This is a genomic window from Streptomyces sp. NPDC048639, from assembly GCF_043199075.1.
Lineage (GTDB): Bacteria > Actinomycetota > Actinomycetes > Streptomycetales > Streptomycetaceae > Streptomyces.
This window is the reverse complement of the sequence record NZ_JBICVP010000001.1, coordinates 1,029,073-1,044,887: the sequence shown is the minus strand read 5'-3', so window position 1 is coordinate 1,044,887 and position 15,815 is coordinate 1,029,073. Positions and strand designations below refer to the sequence as shown.

Here is a 15,815-nt window from a genome sequence, read left to right as displayed (position 1 = left end):
CCTGACCCACCCACCGGACAGAGCGCCCCCCCCCCCCCCCCCCCCCCCCCCCCGGGGGGGGGCCCCCCCCGCCGCCCCCCCCCCCCCCGGGGCCCCCCCCCCCCCGCCCCCCCCCCCCCCCCGGATCTGTTGTCGGACGTGGGCTAGTAGGAAAGCCCGTATCCGACCGGGTACAGCACCTGGGCCGGGTCGTCCGCGCGCGGCACCGGAACCGGCAGTCTGCCCACCGGCTTCGCCCGGCCCGCCATGACGCGCGCCGCCGCCCGCAGTTCCACGTCGGTCCACGAGTACGCCGCCAGGGAGGCCCCGGCACCGGCGCCGCCGAGCCGCGCGATGTCGTACGGGTTGCGGATGGCCAGGTGCACCACGGGCACGTCCGTCGCCGCGAGGGCCTCGACCAGCGTGCGCTGCGAGGAGCCGGCGCCGACGTTGTACGTCAGCACCACCACCGCGTCCTTGCCCCGCGCCGCCGCGACCGCTTCGTCGATCTTCGCCTGCGCCGGGTTGGGCTGCGTCCCCGTGCTCGTGGAGAGCGCGGTGGCCGTGAATCCCAGCTCGGTCAGCGCCTTGGCGACGGTGGCGGTCGGCGGGCCGCCGGTGCCCGAGGGCGCTGCCGGGTCGACGCCGACGACGAGCACGTCCTTGTGCCTGCGCCGCGAGAGCGGCAGCAGGCGGTCCTCGTTGGCCAGCAGGGTGGTGGTCCGTTCGGCGAGCCCGTCCGCCGCCTTCAGGTGCGCACGGGTCCCCACGACCCGGTCCACCTCCGCGTGGCTGACGTACGGCTTGGTGAACAGGCCGCGGCGCGCCTTGAGTTCGAGGATGCGGAGGATCGAGGTGTCGAGGCGCTCCTCCTCGATCTCGCCGCCCCGCACGGCCTCCAGGACCGCGTTCCAGGCGACGGGCAGGTCCGGCGGGTTGAGCAGCTGGTCGACGCCCGCCTTGATCGCCAGAACCGGCACCCGGTCGTCGCCGTACTTCTGCCGTACGCCCGCCATGCCGAGCGAGTCCGTGACCACGACGCCGTCGTAGCCGAGCCGTTCGCGCAGGATGCCGGTGAGGATCGGGTGGGAGAGGGTCGCCGGGTCGTCGGCGGGGTCCAGGGCGGGGAAGAGCAGGTGCGCGGTCATGATCGAGTCGATGCCCGCCGCGATCGCCGCCTGGAACGGTGGTGCGTCCAGCTCCTCCCACTGCTGCGCGGTGTGGGTGATCAGCGGGAGTCCGTAGTGGCTGTCGGTGGCGGTGTCGCCGTGTCCCGGGAAGTGCTTCGCGGTGGCCGCGACCCCGGCGCTCTGATAGCCCTGCACCTGCGCGGCGACCATCGAGGCCACGGCCTTGGGGTCGGAGCCGAAGGACCGCACCCCGATGACCGGGTTGGCCGGGTTCACATTGACGTCCGCGACCGGCGCGTAGTCCTGCTTGATGCCGAGGGCCGCCAGTTCGGCCCCGGCGATCCGCGCGGCATTGCGGGCGTCGGCGCGCGAGGCGCGCGCGCCCAGGGCCATGGCCCCGGGCAGCAGCGTGGCGGGCGCGCCCACACGAGCCACTATTCCGTGTTCCTGGTCGGTGGAGATGAGCAGCGGTAGGGGCGTGGGCTGGGCGAGTCCGGCCTTCTGGATGCCGTTGGACAGCGACGCGATCTGGTGCGGATCACGCGTGTTGTGCGCCCAGGTGAAGTAGATGATGCCGCCGACGTGGTACTTCGCGATGAGTTCGGCCGCGTTGGCGACCCCGATCTCCTTCTTGTTCAGCTCGACGTCGGCCGGGTCGGGGGCGGTTGCCGAGTGCCCGTAGACCCGCATGACGAAGAGCTGGCCGACCTTCTCCTCCAGGCTCATCCGGGAGACGAGCTTCCGGAGCCGGTCGCGGTCGACGGGGGAGGGTGAACGCGCGGCGTGCGCCGCGGAGGCGGGGGACGCGGTCGCGGCGAGTGAGGCGGCGGCGGTGACGGCGGTGGCGCCGGCCAGAACGGAACGTCTGGACGGTCGCGGTCCTTGGGCGGGCGTTTCTTCGTGGTGCACGAGCGCTCCTTCCCGAAAGGAGGTGCGTGGCGGCGGAATGAAGGAAACTTCCAGGATTTGTCAGGAGACAGCGATAGCCGGAAAGTTAGTGCCAGTCAATGGGAAGCGCCGAGAACGGCCGTCCCCGGCGGATCGCCGCCCGGGGCGCGGCCGAGGTCTCCCGGCCCGGCAGGGCCCGTCCCGTACGGGCGTCCGCTACTCGGACTTGCGTGGGGACCGCCGCCGGCTCGGCAGACGCATCGTCAGCAGCCTGGCGCGCGGGGCCAGGCGCTGCGCCATCGCGAACACCGAGTCCGTACGCGACCGGTCCGTGTCCAGCACGGTGAAGAGGTTCACCCCGAGGTAGAAGGTGATCGCCGCGTTGGCGAGGTCGCGGGGCGGGGTGAGCCGGGCGAGCGGGGTGCCGCCGATCACGCGCTCCAGGGTGTCCTCGATGAACTGGTGCCAGGGTTCGGCGCGCCGTGCCACTTGCTCGCGCAGCTCGGGCTTGGCGATGGCGGCGGCCACCAGCTCCGTGAACAGCGTGATGCGGCCGCCCTCGAGGTCGTCGCGGTAGATGCGGGTGGCCGCTTCGGCCAGCTCCTCCAGCGTGCCGACGTCGGCGACGGTGGCGCGGTGCAGGGCCATCCGCTCGGCCGAGGACCGGTCCAGAGCTGCGAGCAGCAGCGGGTCGACCCCGCCGAAGTGGTAGAAGACCAGCGCCGAGTTGACCCCCGCCTCCTTGGCGATGGTGCGGGCGCTGGTGCCGCCGTACCCGTGGGCCTTCAGCACCGCGATCGCCGCATCGATCAGCCGGTCCTTGGTGTCCGCCGTCATTTGACCTTCCTTTCGCCGTGCCTTCATCATACGGTTTAATCGAGTGGTTAAACCGCTCGATGCAATCGACCGATCAAAAAGGAAGGGCTGGGTGGTAGCGATGCAGCAGGACAGGGAGGGGCAGGGCGGGGAGCGGCCCCTGATACCGCCGGCCCGCTTGCGGCTGGCCGCGGTGCTGGCGGCCCTCTTCACGGCGATGCTGCTCTACAAGGTGCTGCACGCCGGTCACTTGGAGCAGACCGCACTCTTCTACGTGGGCCTGCCCGCGTTCATCGCCCTCTCCGTCTCCCTCCGCGCCCGCCCCAGGAGCGCCACCGGCACGGCCCTCGCGTCCGTCACCATCGGACTCGCGCTCGCCGGACCGCTGCTGAACGAAGGCGTCGTCTGCCTCGTCATGGCCGCCCCGCTCTTCTACCTCCTCGCCGTGATCATCGGCTGCAGCGTGGACCGTGCCCGGGGGCGCAGGGCCCGGGGGGACGGCGGATCGGGCCGGGCCCACGCCGTGGTGAGCGTGCCGCTCCTCGCGCTGCTGGTACTGGAGGGCACGGGGATCTACGAACTGCCGCGCGACAACTCCGTCAGCGTGACCCGTACGGTCTCCGCGAGCCCGTCGGCGTACGAGGAGGCGCTCGCCGGCAGGCCACGCTTCGCCGCACCCGAGCCGCTGTTCCTGCGTGCCGTCCCGTTCCCGCGCCCGCGGATGGCCGAGGGGTCGGGACTCGACGTCGGCGACGTGCGGGTCATCACGTTCAACCCACGCAAGGGCCTGGGCATCGGGGCGCGGCCGACACCCCGCTCGATGCGTCTGGTGGTCGCGGAGCGGTCCGCCGGCCGGGTCCTGTTCCGGATCGAGGAGGACACCACCCTCGCCCGCTGGCTGTCGCTCGGCTCGGCGGAGGTGGAGTGGGTGCCCGCGGCGGGAGGCGGCACCGAGGCGAGCTGGACGCTGCACTACCGCCGTACCTACGACCCGGGCTGGTACTTCGGCCCGCTGCAGAAGTACGGCATGGAGCAGGCAGCCGCGTACCTCTCGGACACCTTCGCCGCAGGAGCTTTGACGGAGTCCTCGGAGGAAGCGAAGGGGGCGGCGGCGTCATGAGCGGAAACGGAGCCGCACTGGTCCGTGCCGCCTGCCTCTTCCTCCCCCTCGTCGGGACCGCCGCCGCGGGCGTCCGGCCGCCCGGACGCAGGGCTGTCGGGGCGGCCGTCCTGGCCACGGCGTGGAACGTCGTCTGGCTGCCCGCCGTCAACCTCCTTGCGATCCGAGCGGGTTGGTGGTCCTTCCACGCCGACGGCGGCACGGTGGCGGGACTGCCGGTCGACCTGATGCTGGGCTGGGCACTGCTGTGGGGCGCGCTGCCCGTGCTCGCCGGCTCCGACCGCCTTCCGCTGCCGCTCGTCGTGGCCGGGCTCGCCTGGTTCGACGTGGCCGCGATGCCGTTCGCCGCGCCGGTGGTACGGCTCGGCGGCGGCTGGCTCGTGGGCGAGGCCCTCGCAGTGGCGGCGGCCCTGGTACCGGGCCTCCTCCTCGCGCGCTGGACCCTGCGCCGGAAGCGGCTTGCCGTGCGGGCCGGCATGCAAGTCCTGCTCAGCGGCGTCCTGATGTTCGCCCTGCCCGTGGCACTGCTGCGGCCCGGACTGCCGGGCGGGACCGCCGGTGCGGCGCTCACCGCCCAGGTGCTCGCCGTACCGCTGCTGCTCGGCGTCGCGGCGGTGCGGGAGTTCGTGCAGCGCGGCGGCGGAACGCCCGTCCCGTACGACCCCCCGGTCCGGCTGGTGACCAGCGGCCCGTACGCGTATGTGCGCAACCCCATGCAGCTCTCGATCACGCTCGCATACGCCCTCCTCGCGCTGATCGCCCTCGACTGGCGGGCGGCCGCCGCCGCGGCCGTCGCGTTCGCCTACGGCGCAGGGCTCGCCGACTGGCACGAGAGCGAGGGGCTGCGGGCCGCCCACGGGGAGTGGTGGACCGCCTACCGCGCCGGGGTCCGCGCCTGGCTGCCCCGACTGCGCCCATGGCCCGGCACCGCGACCGCCCGCCTCTACGTCGCCGAAACCTGCGGCCCCTGCAGCCGGTTCGGCCGCTGGGTCGCACTCCGCCGCCCGGTCGGACTGGACCTGCTCGCCGCCGAGGACCACCCGCGGGCGCTGCGCCGGATGACGTACGAGACGGACGACGGGACCGTACGGGCCGACGGCGTCGCCGCGTTCGCCCGGATGCTGGGCCATCTGCACCTGGGGTGGGCCCTGTTGGGCTGGGTGCTGGCGACCCCGGGCCTGCGCTGGTTCGCCCAGCTCTGCGCCGATGCCTTGGGCGCGGGGCCGCGGGACATCCCGCACCGGGCGAGCGGCCCGTCCGCGGCGGTTCCGCCGGAATGCCGTCTGGAGCCGCGCGCCTGAGCGGGCGTGGCCGGGGCCGCGCTTGCGCGGGCCGGAGACGAGGGGCGGTGACGAGGGGCGATGACGACGGGCGATGAAGTCCTGGACGGATCGGCCGTGCCGGTCGGGCAAGGCGGCGAATCAGGCTGCCCCTGTAGCCGCTGGGAGATGAGTAGAGCTTTCTCTTTCGAGGCGGTCTTCCGCTGTCTAGGTTCCCCGAGCGGGGCCGGGGGCGGCTGGCGGCTCCGGGGAGGGAGTTTTGTGGGAGATGGCATGGCGGCGGCTGCTGGGGCGATTCCGTGCGCCCGCGCCTTTGATCCTCCTGCCGCAGGCCGAGGGCGTCGAGGACATGGGCCTGGTGACGCTGCGGCCCGCGGAGCCTGCGGCCGAGGCCCAAGGCGAGGTTCTCGGGCACTTGTACAGAACTCACCGATTGTCCCTGGTGCGACTGGCCGTTCTGCTGGTGGGCGATCATGCGACGGCCGAGGACGTGGTGCAGGACGCGTTTGCCGCCGTGTGCCGCAGATGGCGCGCGCTGGATGACGGCACGAGCAAGGTGCCGTATCTGCGGCGGGCTGTGGTCAACCGGGCCCGGTCGGTGCTGCGGAGGCGCCGGGTGGCCGACGCGTTCCGCCCGGAGGAGCAGCACCACGCTGCGTCCGCGGAGGACGCGGCACTGCTGGCCGACGAACACCGGGAACTGCTGGGCGCGTTGCGCCTGCTGGCTCCCCGCCAACGGGAGATCTTGGTGTTGCGGTACTGGGCGGGGCTCTCGGAGGCGGAGATCGCTGAGACGATGCGCATCTCCAAAGGCGCGGTGAAGTCGATGGCCCACCGATCGCTGGCCGCGCTGCGCAAACGGCTGGAGGACTGACCGGTTCGTCCTCCGGGAGATGATTCCGAGACCTTTGAGGGAGCCTGCTCCGGCTTCGCGCGCGCAGAGGGTGGATGCTGAGGCCCGATGGAGGATCCGATGGAGCCGGAGTCACCGGAGACAGCGGCTTTGGAGGAGCGGCTGCGTGCCGCACTGGCCGCAAGGTCGGCACTGGTGACCGCGCGGTCGCTGAGGCCCGTTGACACCTCCCCGGCACGGCGGTGGCCGCGGCCGCTGCTGAGCCTCGGGGCGTCGGTGGCCGCGGCATTCCTCGCGGTCGTCACCGTGGTCACCTTCCCGCACCCTCTGGCCGAGCAGGAACGACACACCTCCGTGGCCACCTCCCGCCAGGTCGATCTGCACGGCCTGAGCTTCCGGGTACCCCGCGGCTGGACGGACTGGCAGCCCGAGCCGGGCGTCCAGGCCTGTGTACAGCCGCCAGGTGTCCCGCACGAGATCGATCACTGCTGGGCCACCGGTATCCAGGTCGCCACGCAGACCGGTGACCAGAGCGAGAGCCTGGAAGAGCAGGACTGGCCCCGCACGTGGTTGAACTGCTGGACCGCGGACGGACGGACGAACTTCTCCGACCCCATGACCGGCAGCCGCCTGATCGACCGGGACTCCATGCGGATCTCCCGACAGCGGGTCGACTACCGGGCCTGGCGGGTGACCTGTCGAAGCGGCCAGGAGTTCACCGCCCGCCTGTGGTGGATCCCCCGCCACGAGACCAGCATCCGCGCTCTGCGCCTCGACTCGCGCGACGCATCCCTGGCAGAGGAGCTCGTCTCCTCGATCACCCTGCGCTGAGCCGCGGGCGGGCTGGGCTGCGCCTTGCGTTGAGCCGCGCCTTGCGTTGAGCCGTACCCTGCGCTGAGCCGCACCCTGCGCTGAGCCGCACCCCGCGCTGAGCCGCACCCCGCGCTGAGCCGCACCCCGCGCTGAGCCGCACCCCGCGCTGGGCCGCACCCCGCGCTGAGCCGCGGGCGCGGCCCCGCCGGCGAAGACCCCGAAGAGACTTCTTCGTCGCAGGCAACCTTTGCGCGGCCGGCGCGTGTATCTCTCGGATCGCCTTGCCGATCCCGGGCCGGCGCACCCGCCGAGCCCGCACCGATCGCCGGCCGGGAACCTGGCCGGACGCACTTGTGAACGAGGTATGCCCGTGACTTCCCGCTCCCGTGGCCTGATAGCCGCCGTCCTGCTGACCGGTGCGCTGGCCACCCTGCCCGCCTGCAACAACAAGGACTCCTCCGCTTCGGACTCCTCCGGCTCGGACTCGTCGGCCGGGCAGGCGGACTCCAAGCCCAAGGAGAAGCCGGAAGGGGACACGTCCGGAGGGGACGACTCCTGCCGCAAACTGGTGGCCTCCGCCGAGGTGAAGAAGGCGGTGACCGACGCCTACCGGCAGGCATTTCCGGTCTTCGAGCACATCAAGCCGACTCCTGGCAGCTTCTACTACGGCGAGTGCGGCAACCGCTTCGCCGGCACGACGTTCGAGGTGACGCCGGGACACTCCGAGAAGGAGGGGGTCCACATGCAGGACGAGGGCTCCACCATGAAGTACTTCACCGTCCAGGACGGTGAGTGGATGTTCATCGCTTCCGGCGCGGAGGAGCTGGCCAAGGGCTGCACCGCAGTCAAGGAAATCCCGGCCGAGTTGGCGCGTGTCTGGAATGACTGCCCGGTCGGTTGATCGCGCGGGCCGCTCGAACACCGCGACATCGGAGGGCGGGAGCAGCAGCCGGACCCGGCCTGCCCCCGTCAAAGGGCCCCAGCAGTGGCACTGCTGGGGCCCAGCTCCTGCGACAGTCCGGTCGCGGGTCCGGTACGGGCCTGAGGTGTCCGTCGCGTCCGGACGCGCGGGCGCTTCGGCCCGGGCCGCGACGGCCCACCGCCGGCGGGCGGAAGCTGGGACCCACGCCTCCACCGGCCTGCGGGAACGTGCTCAGCGCAGCGCGTCGTTGTAATGCAGGATCCGGTTGACCAGATCGGGGCCGGGGAAATCCATCATGATCGTGCCGGTCTTCTTGAGGCAACGCTGCGGTGCACAGGGGGCGTTGACGCTCTCGAGGTAGGAGAATCCGCGGGAGTTCACGCCCTCGATGCCGAGGACTCCGCCCGCCACGGCGTCCGGGAACGCGCCCAGGCTCGCGCCGCTGAAGTGCGTGACGTACATCTTCCCGCCCGCCGGATTCTTCAGCTTCTCCAGCTGGGTCCTGGCGTCGTCCCAGCGCCGGGAGATGTCGAAGATGGTGGGCACCTGGTAGTGGTCCTCGATGTCCATGTCGGCACGCGACCAGCGCAGCCCGAACGGCTCCGCGCTGTCGAAGTTCTGCAGGAAGACGATTTTCCCGCGGCTCTCACCCAGTCTCGGGAACGGGTCGTTCACCGACTTCGGCCGCCACAGGTACTGGCTCATCAGCCCCGCGGTCTCGGGGTTGCTCTCCACGTACCACTTGAGGGTCTGCTCGAAGGTCCGGGTGACGTTCTCCTCGGTGTGCTCCTGCTGGAGGCGCATGAGGACGGTCTCCCGGGGGTGCTCCTTGAGGAAGTCCGTGGTCTCCCGCAGCACATCGGTGAAGTTCTTGTTCAGATAGACCACGCCGTGGTGAATGGTGAAGACGTCCCCGATGTGCCGCAGCCGGATGTCCAGCGCACGGATACCGGAACGCAGTTGCTGCGGGAGATCGCTCTCCTGCGTCTCCGCGATCGGGGTGACGGCACGGGCCATGGTGTCGTGGGTACCGGGGATCGAGAGGTCCGTCAGGGCGGTTCCGTCGGGAAGCCCGCCCATCCAGTCGGGGTTCGAGGCCCGCTCCAGGCCGTAGGTGTCGACGCCGTCGGTGGCGGCCGCGGGCGGCGCGGTGAGGCCGATCGTGGCACCCGCGAGGGCGAGTGTGGCGAGCCAGAGGGCCGCCCGGCTGCGGGGACGGCGCCGAACCTGCGTCGCCGGTGCGGCGGTTCGGGATCGCGTGCCCGGGTCGTCCTCGGGTTCACGCGGACCGGCGGGGCGGGAGTACGCGGTCTGTGGGGGTGACGCTGCAGGGGACATCTCAGCCTCCTCGACTACGTGGCTTGGGGGCGCGCACGGAGCCTCGGTCGCTGCGGAAGCGGAGCGACCGAGCTTCGGGTTACTTTTGCGTAACCCGAAGCCGGAGGGAATGCCTTGTACCTATTCCGTCGTAGGGAATTCACCTGACTTCACGCCCGAGACGAAGGCGGTCCAGGCGGAGTTGGTGAAGGCGAGGTGGGGGCCGTGGGGGTTCTTGCTGTCTCGGACGGGTACGACTCCGGGGCAGCCATCGGCCACCTCGACGCATTCTCCGCCGTCCCCGTTGCTGTGGCTGCTCTTGCGCCAGTTGGCTGTGCTCAGTTCCCGGGTGGTCGGCATGATGTCCACGGTCCTCCTTCGCCTAGTCCGTTGTGGGGAATTCACCTGATTTCACGCCGGTGAGGAAGGCGGTCCAGGCGGAGTTGGTGAAGACGAGGGAGGGGCCGTGCGGGTGCTTGCTGTCCCGGACTGGTACGACTCCGGGGTAGCCATCAGCCACCTCGACGCACTCTCCTCCCGCCCCGTTGCTGTGGCTGCTCTTGCGCCAGTTGGCTGTGCTCAGTTCCCGGGTGGTCGGCATGACGTCCAGTCCTCCAGTGCCGCTCGGATCAACGCCTTGGATTCGCGAGGCGAGAGGGCCATCGCCCTGAGCAGATCGTAGGACTCACGCCGCTCAGCGACGCCACTGCGGTCCTCGATGATCGTGCCCGCACGACTGCCCTCCTCGTAGGCCAAGAGTGGTTGGTCGGGCACGGTGTAGAGCGTCAGGGAGCCTCCGAGCAACTCCGGGTGCTCGCCTGCCGCAAACGGCAGGATCTGCAAGGTGATGCCGGGCTCCGCGGTGCACACGATGAGCCGGTTCAGTTGATCTCGCATGACCTCGGGCCCGCCGATTGGACGGCGCAGCACGGCTTCGTCCAGGACGAACCAGCATCGCGGAGGCTTGACGCCCCTGAGCCGCTTCTGCCGGTCGATGCGCGCTGACACCATGGCCTCGATCTCCGCCTCGGGGGCATGCGGTTGTACTCCGTGCATCAATCGAGCTGCGTACGCGGGGGTCTGGAGCAGGCCGGGAGCGGCGGCGCTCTGGTACTGCTCGATGATTGATGCCCGGCTCTCGATCTCGATGACGCGCCGGAACTTGCCTGGAAAGGGCTCGTTCTTCGCGACCTGGTGCAGAGACACGAAGAACCCGTCCGTGCCGAAGCACGCGTCCAGGCTCGACGGCAAGTCGTCATACGGCAATGACTCCGCGCCCTCGATCCGGGCGAGATGCGACTTGCTGTAGTTCAGCACCTCCGACAGCCGTCTCAGCGACATGCCCGCCTTGATCCGGTGCCGGCGGACTTCGGCGCCGAACAGGTCCCGCGCCGAGCGGTCCGGGGAGAGTTCCCGCGGTTCGAAGGTCATCGGTCCATCCCTCCCTGTCCCATGACGACCCGTGGGACAGCAACCCGCTGCCGAGCGTAGCCGCGCTGGGCGACGATGGGGGCACACACCGTAATGGTTCCTCCGCGTGAAGCGGTCGAACGGGCCCCGGCGGCCGCTGCAACGACCCCGGGGCGTGGCCAACGCAAACCCAGGAGCGTCGACATGACGGAGCCTATGTCCCCGAGCCCCCCGCGGGTGAGGGCAATTCCCGCCCCCCGCAGGTCCTGCCCGATGGACGATGCGGGCACCGCAGGGCTTAAGGCAACGGCGGCCCTCCACGGGGCCAACGGAACGGGGACGGAGGCGACATGAGCGGAGCCGGAACGCCCGTGCCCCTCCGCATGTGCGTGCGCTGCCAACGGACCACGACCTCGCCGGTCCTGGTCCACGAGGTGCACGGGGCGAGCGGACCGGGCTGGAACGTGTACGCCTGTCCCGCGTGTGCCCCGCACCTCCCGCCCGCGCCCGATCCGCTGGTGGTCCTCGAAGCCGCACAGCGGAACAGGTGCCGGGAGGCGGATCGGTGAGCGGAGCCGAGGACGAACGGCGGGAAGCGGGGCCCGTGTCGCGCATGACGTTGAGGGTCCGCACGGTGACGCGCGAGGGCGCCGAGACGGGCCCGGTGGCGGAGGTACGCGTCGTGGCCGGCGATGCCGTGGACGTTCAAGGGCTCGGCCTTGCCTGGCCGCCGTGCGCCTGTCCCCGCCATCGCGCATAGGGCGCAACGCCGTCCCGGTCCCGGCCCGGCCTGGCCGGGACCGGGACGGCTCGGGCAGGCACCGGGACAGTTCGGCGCGAGCGGTCCGCGCGCCCGGCCTCAGGCCGACTGGGCCAGCAGCCAGGACAGATGGTCGCGGCCCGGCTCCAGCAGGGCCGGAAGGTCCTGGGCCTCCGGGTACCAGCGCTTCTCGTACTCCCAGCACAGCCAGCCGTCCCAGCCCGCGCGGCTGAGCAGTTCGACCGACTCGGCGAGCGGCAGCACCCCCGCGCCGAGCGGGAGCGGGGTCGTGTCCTGGGCGGTGGCGATGTCCTTCACCTGGACATAGCCGAGGTGTGGGGCGAGCACCGCATGGGTGGCGGCCGGGTCCTCGCCGCCGAGCCACGGATGCATCACGTCCCAGATCGCGCCGACGTTGCGGTGGCCCACCAGGCCGAGGATGCGCGCCGCGTCCACACCGCGGCGGTGGGAGTCATGGGTCTCCAGGAGCAGGCGGACGCCGAGGTCGGCGGCGTGCGGTGCGGCCGCCGCGAGACGGCGGGCGGCGATCACGTCCGCCTCCTCGGCGGGCTGGTCGCCGCCGCCGGGGAAGACGCGTACGTACGGGGCGCCCAGGTCACCGGCCAGGGTCAGCAGGGAGCCCAACTCGTCGATCACGGGCTCGTCGTCGCCGGGCGCGGCCACCTGCGTGTACCCGGCGACCGCGAGGATCTCGACTCCCGCCGCCTTGAACTCCTCGGCGACACCGACCCGTTCGGAGATCCCGAGACCGGTGTTCACCGGCTCCTCGGGGTGCGCCCGCAGCTCCACGCCGTGATAGCCGCCGGCCGACGCCAGCCGCGCCACGTCCGCGACGGGCATACCGGGCACTCCGAGGGTCGAGAAGGCGAGTTTCACGGCTGCTCCAGACGGACGGGGCGGGCGGGTGGGCTGCTCGGGGCGGGCGCGGGGGCCGGGCCGCCGTACGGTGGACCCCGCCGGGCGCCGCCGTCCCGCGCACCCGCGTGACGTGCACCAGGCACAGTGCCAGAAACCGGGCGGCCCCGGCTACGATCACGCGCCGCGACGCCCGCCACGGGGCGGTGGTGGTCAGGTTCCGGCCGTCAGATCCAGTCGCCAGTCCTGGCCCGTCAGATCGGTGCCGTAGCTGTGGTGCCGTTCCTCGGCGACGAGAGCGAAGCCGGCCCGTGTGTAGAGCTTCCGGGCGGCGGTGAGCACGTCGTTGGTCCACAGCACCAGTTCGCGGTACCCGGCCTCGCGGGCGAACCGTACGCAGGCGCGGACGAGCAGGTCGCCGATCCCGTGACCGCGCGCGGCCGGGTCGACGAGCAGCAGCCGCAGGCGGGCGGTGTCCGGCGCCTCGTCCCGTACGCACATCACCGAACCGACCGGCGTGCCGTGGAGTTCGGCGATCCACACCCGCTCCCGCGCCGGGTCGTGGTCCTCGGCGTAGGCGGCGACGATGCGGGCGACCAGCGCCTCGAAGCCGGCGTCCCAGCCGTACTCGGAGGCGTAGAGCGCGCCGTGCGCCGAGACGATCCACCCGAGGTCCCCGGGGCCGGGCTCCCGCAGCCGGACCTCCGGGCGCGCGGGAGACTCGGCGAGGGTGGAGCGGACGGTGCGCAGTGCCCGGGTCAGCTCCCGGATCTGGGTGCCGTTGCACGGGTGCAGCAGCTCGGCGGTGGCCTGCCGCGACCTGGCGTCCAGGTCGGCGGCCGCGGCCCGTCCGGCTTCGGTGAGTCCGATCTGCTGGTGGCGGGCGTCGTAGGTGTTGCGCTCGCGCGTGATCAGCCCCTGCTGCTCGAAGCGGGCGAGCATCCGGCTCAGATGCGAGGCCGCGAACCCCAGGTCCTCACGCAGCCTCTGCACATGGGTGAGGTCGCGACGGGCCAGCTCGTAGAGGACGCGCGCCTGGCTGAGCGTGTACGGGGTGTGCAGCTTCTCGGGGTGGTCGAGGACGCCGATGAGCCGGGTGTAGACGCGGTTGAACGCGCGGACCTCCGCCACCGCCGTATCGAGTTCGTCGGCTGTACCCATGCCGGGGCCTTCCCGTACGGCTCTGCAGAACTGCTTGACTCAATAGTTGCTCTCGGTCAAGCATTTGTGAAGAGGGTCCTGCCCAGCGATGCGGCCGGTGCTTCGGGTGCGGCAGCCGGAGCCGCTCGACCGCGTCCTTTGCCGGACGGGGCAGCTCCACCAGCGGTACCGGGACGGCATGGAGGGTCGGCTCGGCGCCCTCGGCCCGGTCCTCCATGCCGTCCCGGGTGCTGTCCAACACCCGGTACCGGGATGCCCGGTCGGCCCAGCTGCGTGCCGACACTTTCGCGGGTCCGAGACGGGATGGTGCCCGTCTGTGTCCGTTCGTGCGGCACCACGGCAGGATGCCCGGCCGCTGCTCGCCCCAGCCCACGGCCCTCCCGAGGGCCTCAATCCCTACGCGATCCGGATGCTGCCGGCGGGCAGCGAGCGGTCTTGTCCGGGCCCTTCGGACAACGCCGCCGTTGCGATGGCACCACTCCGGGCCGGGCAGCCCGTGCCGCGCTGCAACGGCGCTGCCGAACACACGCAAGGAGAACTCCCGATGAAGAGCCCGCCGCGGACGGCGGAGACTCTGTCGATCCGCACCGCCCCTTCCGATCAGGCAGCTCGGGAGGCCCTCCACACGGCAATCGCCACTCCGAACGAGGAAGGAGGACTTCGTCGCGTCCGCAGATGACGGTGGAGTCTTTCGGCACTTTCGGGGCCTCCGGGGCTTCCGGTCCCGTGCGCCATGTGTGTCCGACGGATCAGTTGACCGTGTGAACTCGGTCCCGCCCGGTAAGGGGTTGCCGGCGCCTCAGTACGGCTGCTCGAGCCGCTCGACCGCGTCCTTGGCCTCCTTCAGGCCGGCGCCGGTGATCTCGCGGTAGGCCTTGATCGCCTCGATCTTCTTGCCCTTCCGCAGAAGATCTCCGACCCGGTCCATCCCCGGCTCGGGCTCGCCGATCCCCAGATGGTCGAGGATCCGGCGGATGTCGCGTTCCAGCCGGATGTTGCGGCGGTCGATGCGATCGAGCTTGCGCTCCAGTGTCAGGCCCAGCAGGCCGATCAGAGGGATGAGGAGAAACACTGCTATGTCCATGGTCAGCAGATCCTAGCCACACCCCGGACAGCCGCCCCGGCGGACCGACTTGGCGCCACCAGGTCGCGATCGCGCGCCGCTGCTACGCCTCCGCGGGCGGCGGGGCCGTCGACGCGCGGGCCATCAGATCGGCGCGGATCGTCGCCACCCCACCCGGCGGCGGGGTCTCCCGGCCCATCGCCAACCGCCCCGCGCGGGCGCCCGCGTCGTGCAGCGGCAGCCGTACGGTCGTGAGCGCGGGCACGGTGTCCACGCTGAAGGGCAGGTCGTCGAAGCCCGCGACCGAGACATCCTCCGGAATGCGCAGACCGCTGTCGCGCACAGCTGCGCAGACGCCCAGCGCGATCGAGTCGTTGGCGGCGGCGATCGCGGTCAGATCGGGGCGGCGGCGCAGCAGTTCGAGCGCGGCGTCGTAGCCGGACTCGCGGTCGTACGAGCCGTGGACGGTCAGCTTGGCCTGGTCCTCCGCGATCCCGGCGGCGGTGAGGGCGGCGAGGTGTCCTTCGAGGCGGTGCCGTGTCGTGGAGCGGCCGACCGGGCCCGCGACGTAGCCGATCGTGCGGTGGCCCAGGGCCAGCAGATGCCCGGTCAGCCGCTGGGCCCCGCCGCGGTTGTCGAAGGCGAGGGTGACGGCAGCGGCGGGGTCCACGCCCTCCGCGCCGGGAAGGGCCGTCAGCGGTGGCCGCCCGCAGAGCACGATCCGGGTCCCGGCGGCGGAGAGGCGGCCCAGCTTCGTGGCCACGGCCGTGCTGTGCTCGGGGTCCTCGGCGGCGCCGCCGGTGAGGACGACAGCGGCGGCGCGCTGCCGCTGGAGCAGGGTGAGATAGGTGAGTTCGCGCTCGGGGGATCCGCCGGTGTTGCACACCACGGCCAGCTTCTCGCAGCCCCGCCCGTCCGACTGGCCGCCGCCGATCTCGGACTGGGCCGCGCCGGCGATGATGCCGAAGAAGGGGTCGGCGATGTCGTTGACGAGGATGCCGATCAGGTCGGAGGTGGCGGCGGCGAGCGAACTCGCCGGGCCGTTCAGTACGTAGTCCAGTTCGTCGACGGCGCGCAGCACGCGGGCCCTGGTCGTCTCCGAGACGGGGTAGTTGCCGCTGAGGACGCGGGAGACCGTGGCCGACGAGACCTGGGCGCGGGCCGCCACATCCGCCAGGGTCACTGCCATCGCTGCCTCCGCATGCCTGAGAGCCGTGAGTGGTGCGGAACGGGGAGCCCGGGGTCCCCTGTTCGACCGTCCGACACATGCTCTCACTTCGTGACACGCGGTGTGGTGCGTTGGCTTCCTCCCGGGCACCGCATGGAGGGAAGCGCTTTCCGTGAAGGCGCTGTTGAGCGCCCCCTCCGGCCGCGGGGGCGGAGGGGGCAGGAGCGGTGGACCCGGGCCGAGCCCGGGGGAAGGTTCC

Annotated in this window: 15 protein-coding genes; 5 read left to right on the top strand and 10 right to left on the bottom strand. The window is 71.8% G+C overall.

Translation table 11 applies throughout. The annotated features are described in order from the left end of the window. Window positions 1-143: 143 nt before the first annotated feature. Window positions 144-2,018 (bottom strand): glycoside hydrolase family 3 protein, encoded by a 1,875-nt coding sequence (locus ACGFNH_RS04390; protein ID WP_393651450.1) that lies wholly within the window; start codon window positions 2,016-2,018, stop codon window positions 144-146. Window positions 2,019-2,213: 195 nt separating this feature from the next. Then, window positions 2,214-2,834 carry a TetR/AcrR family transcriptional regulator gene (locus ACGFNH_RS04385; protein ID WP_393651449.1) on the bottom strand — a complete coding sequence of 207 codons (621 nt, stop codon included), beginning with the start codon at window positions 2,832-2,834 and terminating at the stop codon, window positions 2,214-2,216. A gap of 91 nt (window positions 2,835-2,925) precedes the next feature. On the opposite strand from ACGFNH_RS04385, the gene ACGFNH_RS04380 reads away from it, so the two are divergent. The 5 genes from ACGFNH_RS04380 to ACGFNH_RS04360 all read left to right on the top strand — a co-directional run bounded on the left by ACGFNH_RS04380 (window position 2,926) and on the right by ACGFNH_RS04360 (window position 7,780). Next, window positions 2,926-3,933: a hypothetical protein gene (locus tag ACGFNH_RS04380; RefSeq protein WP_393651448.1), complete on the top strand. Its 1,008-nt coding sequence runs from the start codon at window positions 2,926-2,928 to the stop codon at window positions 3,931-3,933. Next, on the top strand, window positions 3,930-5,234 hold the full coding sequence (locus ACGFNH_RS04375; protein WP_393651447.1) for a methyltransferase family protein: 1,305 nt from the start codon (window positions 3,930-3,932) through the stop codon (window positions 5,232-5,234). The genes ACGFNH_RS04380 and ACGFNH_RS04375 overlap by 4 nt, the downstream gene beginning before the upstream one ends. 247 nt (window positions 5,235-5,481) lie before the next feature. Beyond that, a complete protein-coding gene (locus tag ACGFNH_RS04370) occupies window positions 5,482-6,087 on the top strand; it encodes a SigE family RNA polymerase sigma factor (RefSeq protein ID WP_393651446.1) in 606 nt (201 codons plus the stop codon). 99 nt (window positions 6,088-6,186) lie between these two features. Next, on the top strand, window positions 6,187-6,897 hold the full coding sequence (locus ACGFNH_RS04365) for a hypothetical protein (protein WP_393651445.1): 711 nt from the start codon (window positions 6,187-6,189) through the stop codon (window positions 6,895-6,897). 352 nt (window positions 6,898-7,249) lie between these two features. After that, a complete protein-coding gene (locus ACGFNH_RS04360) occupies window positions 7,250-7,780 on the top strand; it encodes a hypothetical protein (protein WP_393651444.1) in 531 nt (176 codons plus the stop codon). Window positions 7,781-8,032: 252 nt separating this feature from the next. Here the strand turns inward: ACGFNH_RS04360 and ACGFNH_RS04355 are convergent, their stop codons facing one another. From ACGFNH_RS04355 to ACGFNH_RS04320, 8 genes are all read right to left on the bottom strand, one after another. Next, entirely contained in the window at window positions 8,033-9,139 is a 1,107-nt protein-coding gene (locus ACGFNH_RS04355) for a phosphatidylinositol-specific phospholipase C (protein WP_393651443.1), read from the bottom strand. A 120-nt stretch (window positions 9,140-9,259) separates the two neighbouring features. Further along, window positions 9,260-9,478 carry a DUF397 domain-containing protein gene (locus ACGFNH_RS04350; RefSeq protein WP_393651507.1) on the bottom strand — a complete coding sequence of 73 codons (219 nt, stop codon included), beginning with the start codon at window positions 9,476-9,478 and terminating at the stop codon, window positions 9,260-9,262. Between the two features lie 22 nt (window positions 9,479-9,500). Continuing rightward, complete coding sequence (locus ACGFNH_RS04345; RefSeq protein WP_393651442.1) at window positions 9,501-9,719, bottom strand: DUF397 domain-containing protein; 219 nt, start codon at window positions 9,717-9,719, stop codon at window positions 9,501-9,503. Then, window positions 9,698-10,549, bottom strand: a complete 852-nt coding sequence (locus ACGFNH_RS04340) for a Scr1 family TA system antitoxin-like transcriptional regulator (protein ID WP_393651441.1) — start codon at window positions 10,547-10,549, stop codon at window positions 9,698-9,700. The genes ACGFNH_RS04345 and ACGFNH_RS04340 overlap by 22 nt, the downstream gene beginning before the upstream one ends. An 838-nt stretch (window positions 10,550-11,387) precedes the next feature. Further along, complete coding sequence (locus ACGFNH_RS04335; RefSeq protein ID WP_393651440.1) at window positions 11,388-12,185, bottom strand: sugar phosphate isomerase/epimerase family protein; 798 nt, start codon at window positions 12,183-12,185, stop codon at window positions 11,388-11,390. A gap of 192 nt (window positions 12,186-12,377) precedes the next feature. After that, complete coding sequence (locus tag ACGFNH_RS04330; protein WP_393651439.1) at window positions 12,378-13,325, bottom strand: GNAT family N-acetyltransferase; 948 nt, start codon at window positions 13,323-13,325, stop codon at window positions 12,378-12,380. Window positions 13,326-14,124: 799 nt separating this feature from the next. Continuing rightward, entirely contained in the window at window positions 14,125-14,409 is a 285-nt protein-coding gene (locus ACGFNH_RS04325) for a ribosomal protein L7/L12 (RefSeq protein ID WP_393651438.1), read from the bottom strand. 82 nt (window positions 14,410-14,491) lie between these two features. Further along, window positions 14,492-15,577: a LacI family DNA-binding transcriptional regulator gene (locus ACGFNH_RS04320; RefSeq protein ID WP_393651437.1), complete on the bottom strand. Its 1,086-nt coding sequence runs from the start codon at window positions 15,575-15,577 to the stop codon at window positions 14,492-14,494. Between the last annotated feature and the right edge of the window lie 238 nt (window positions 15,578-15,815).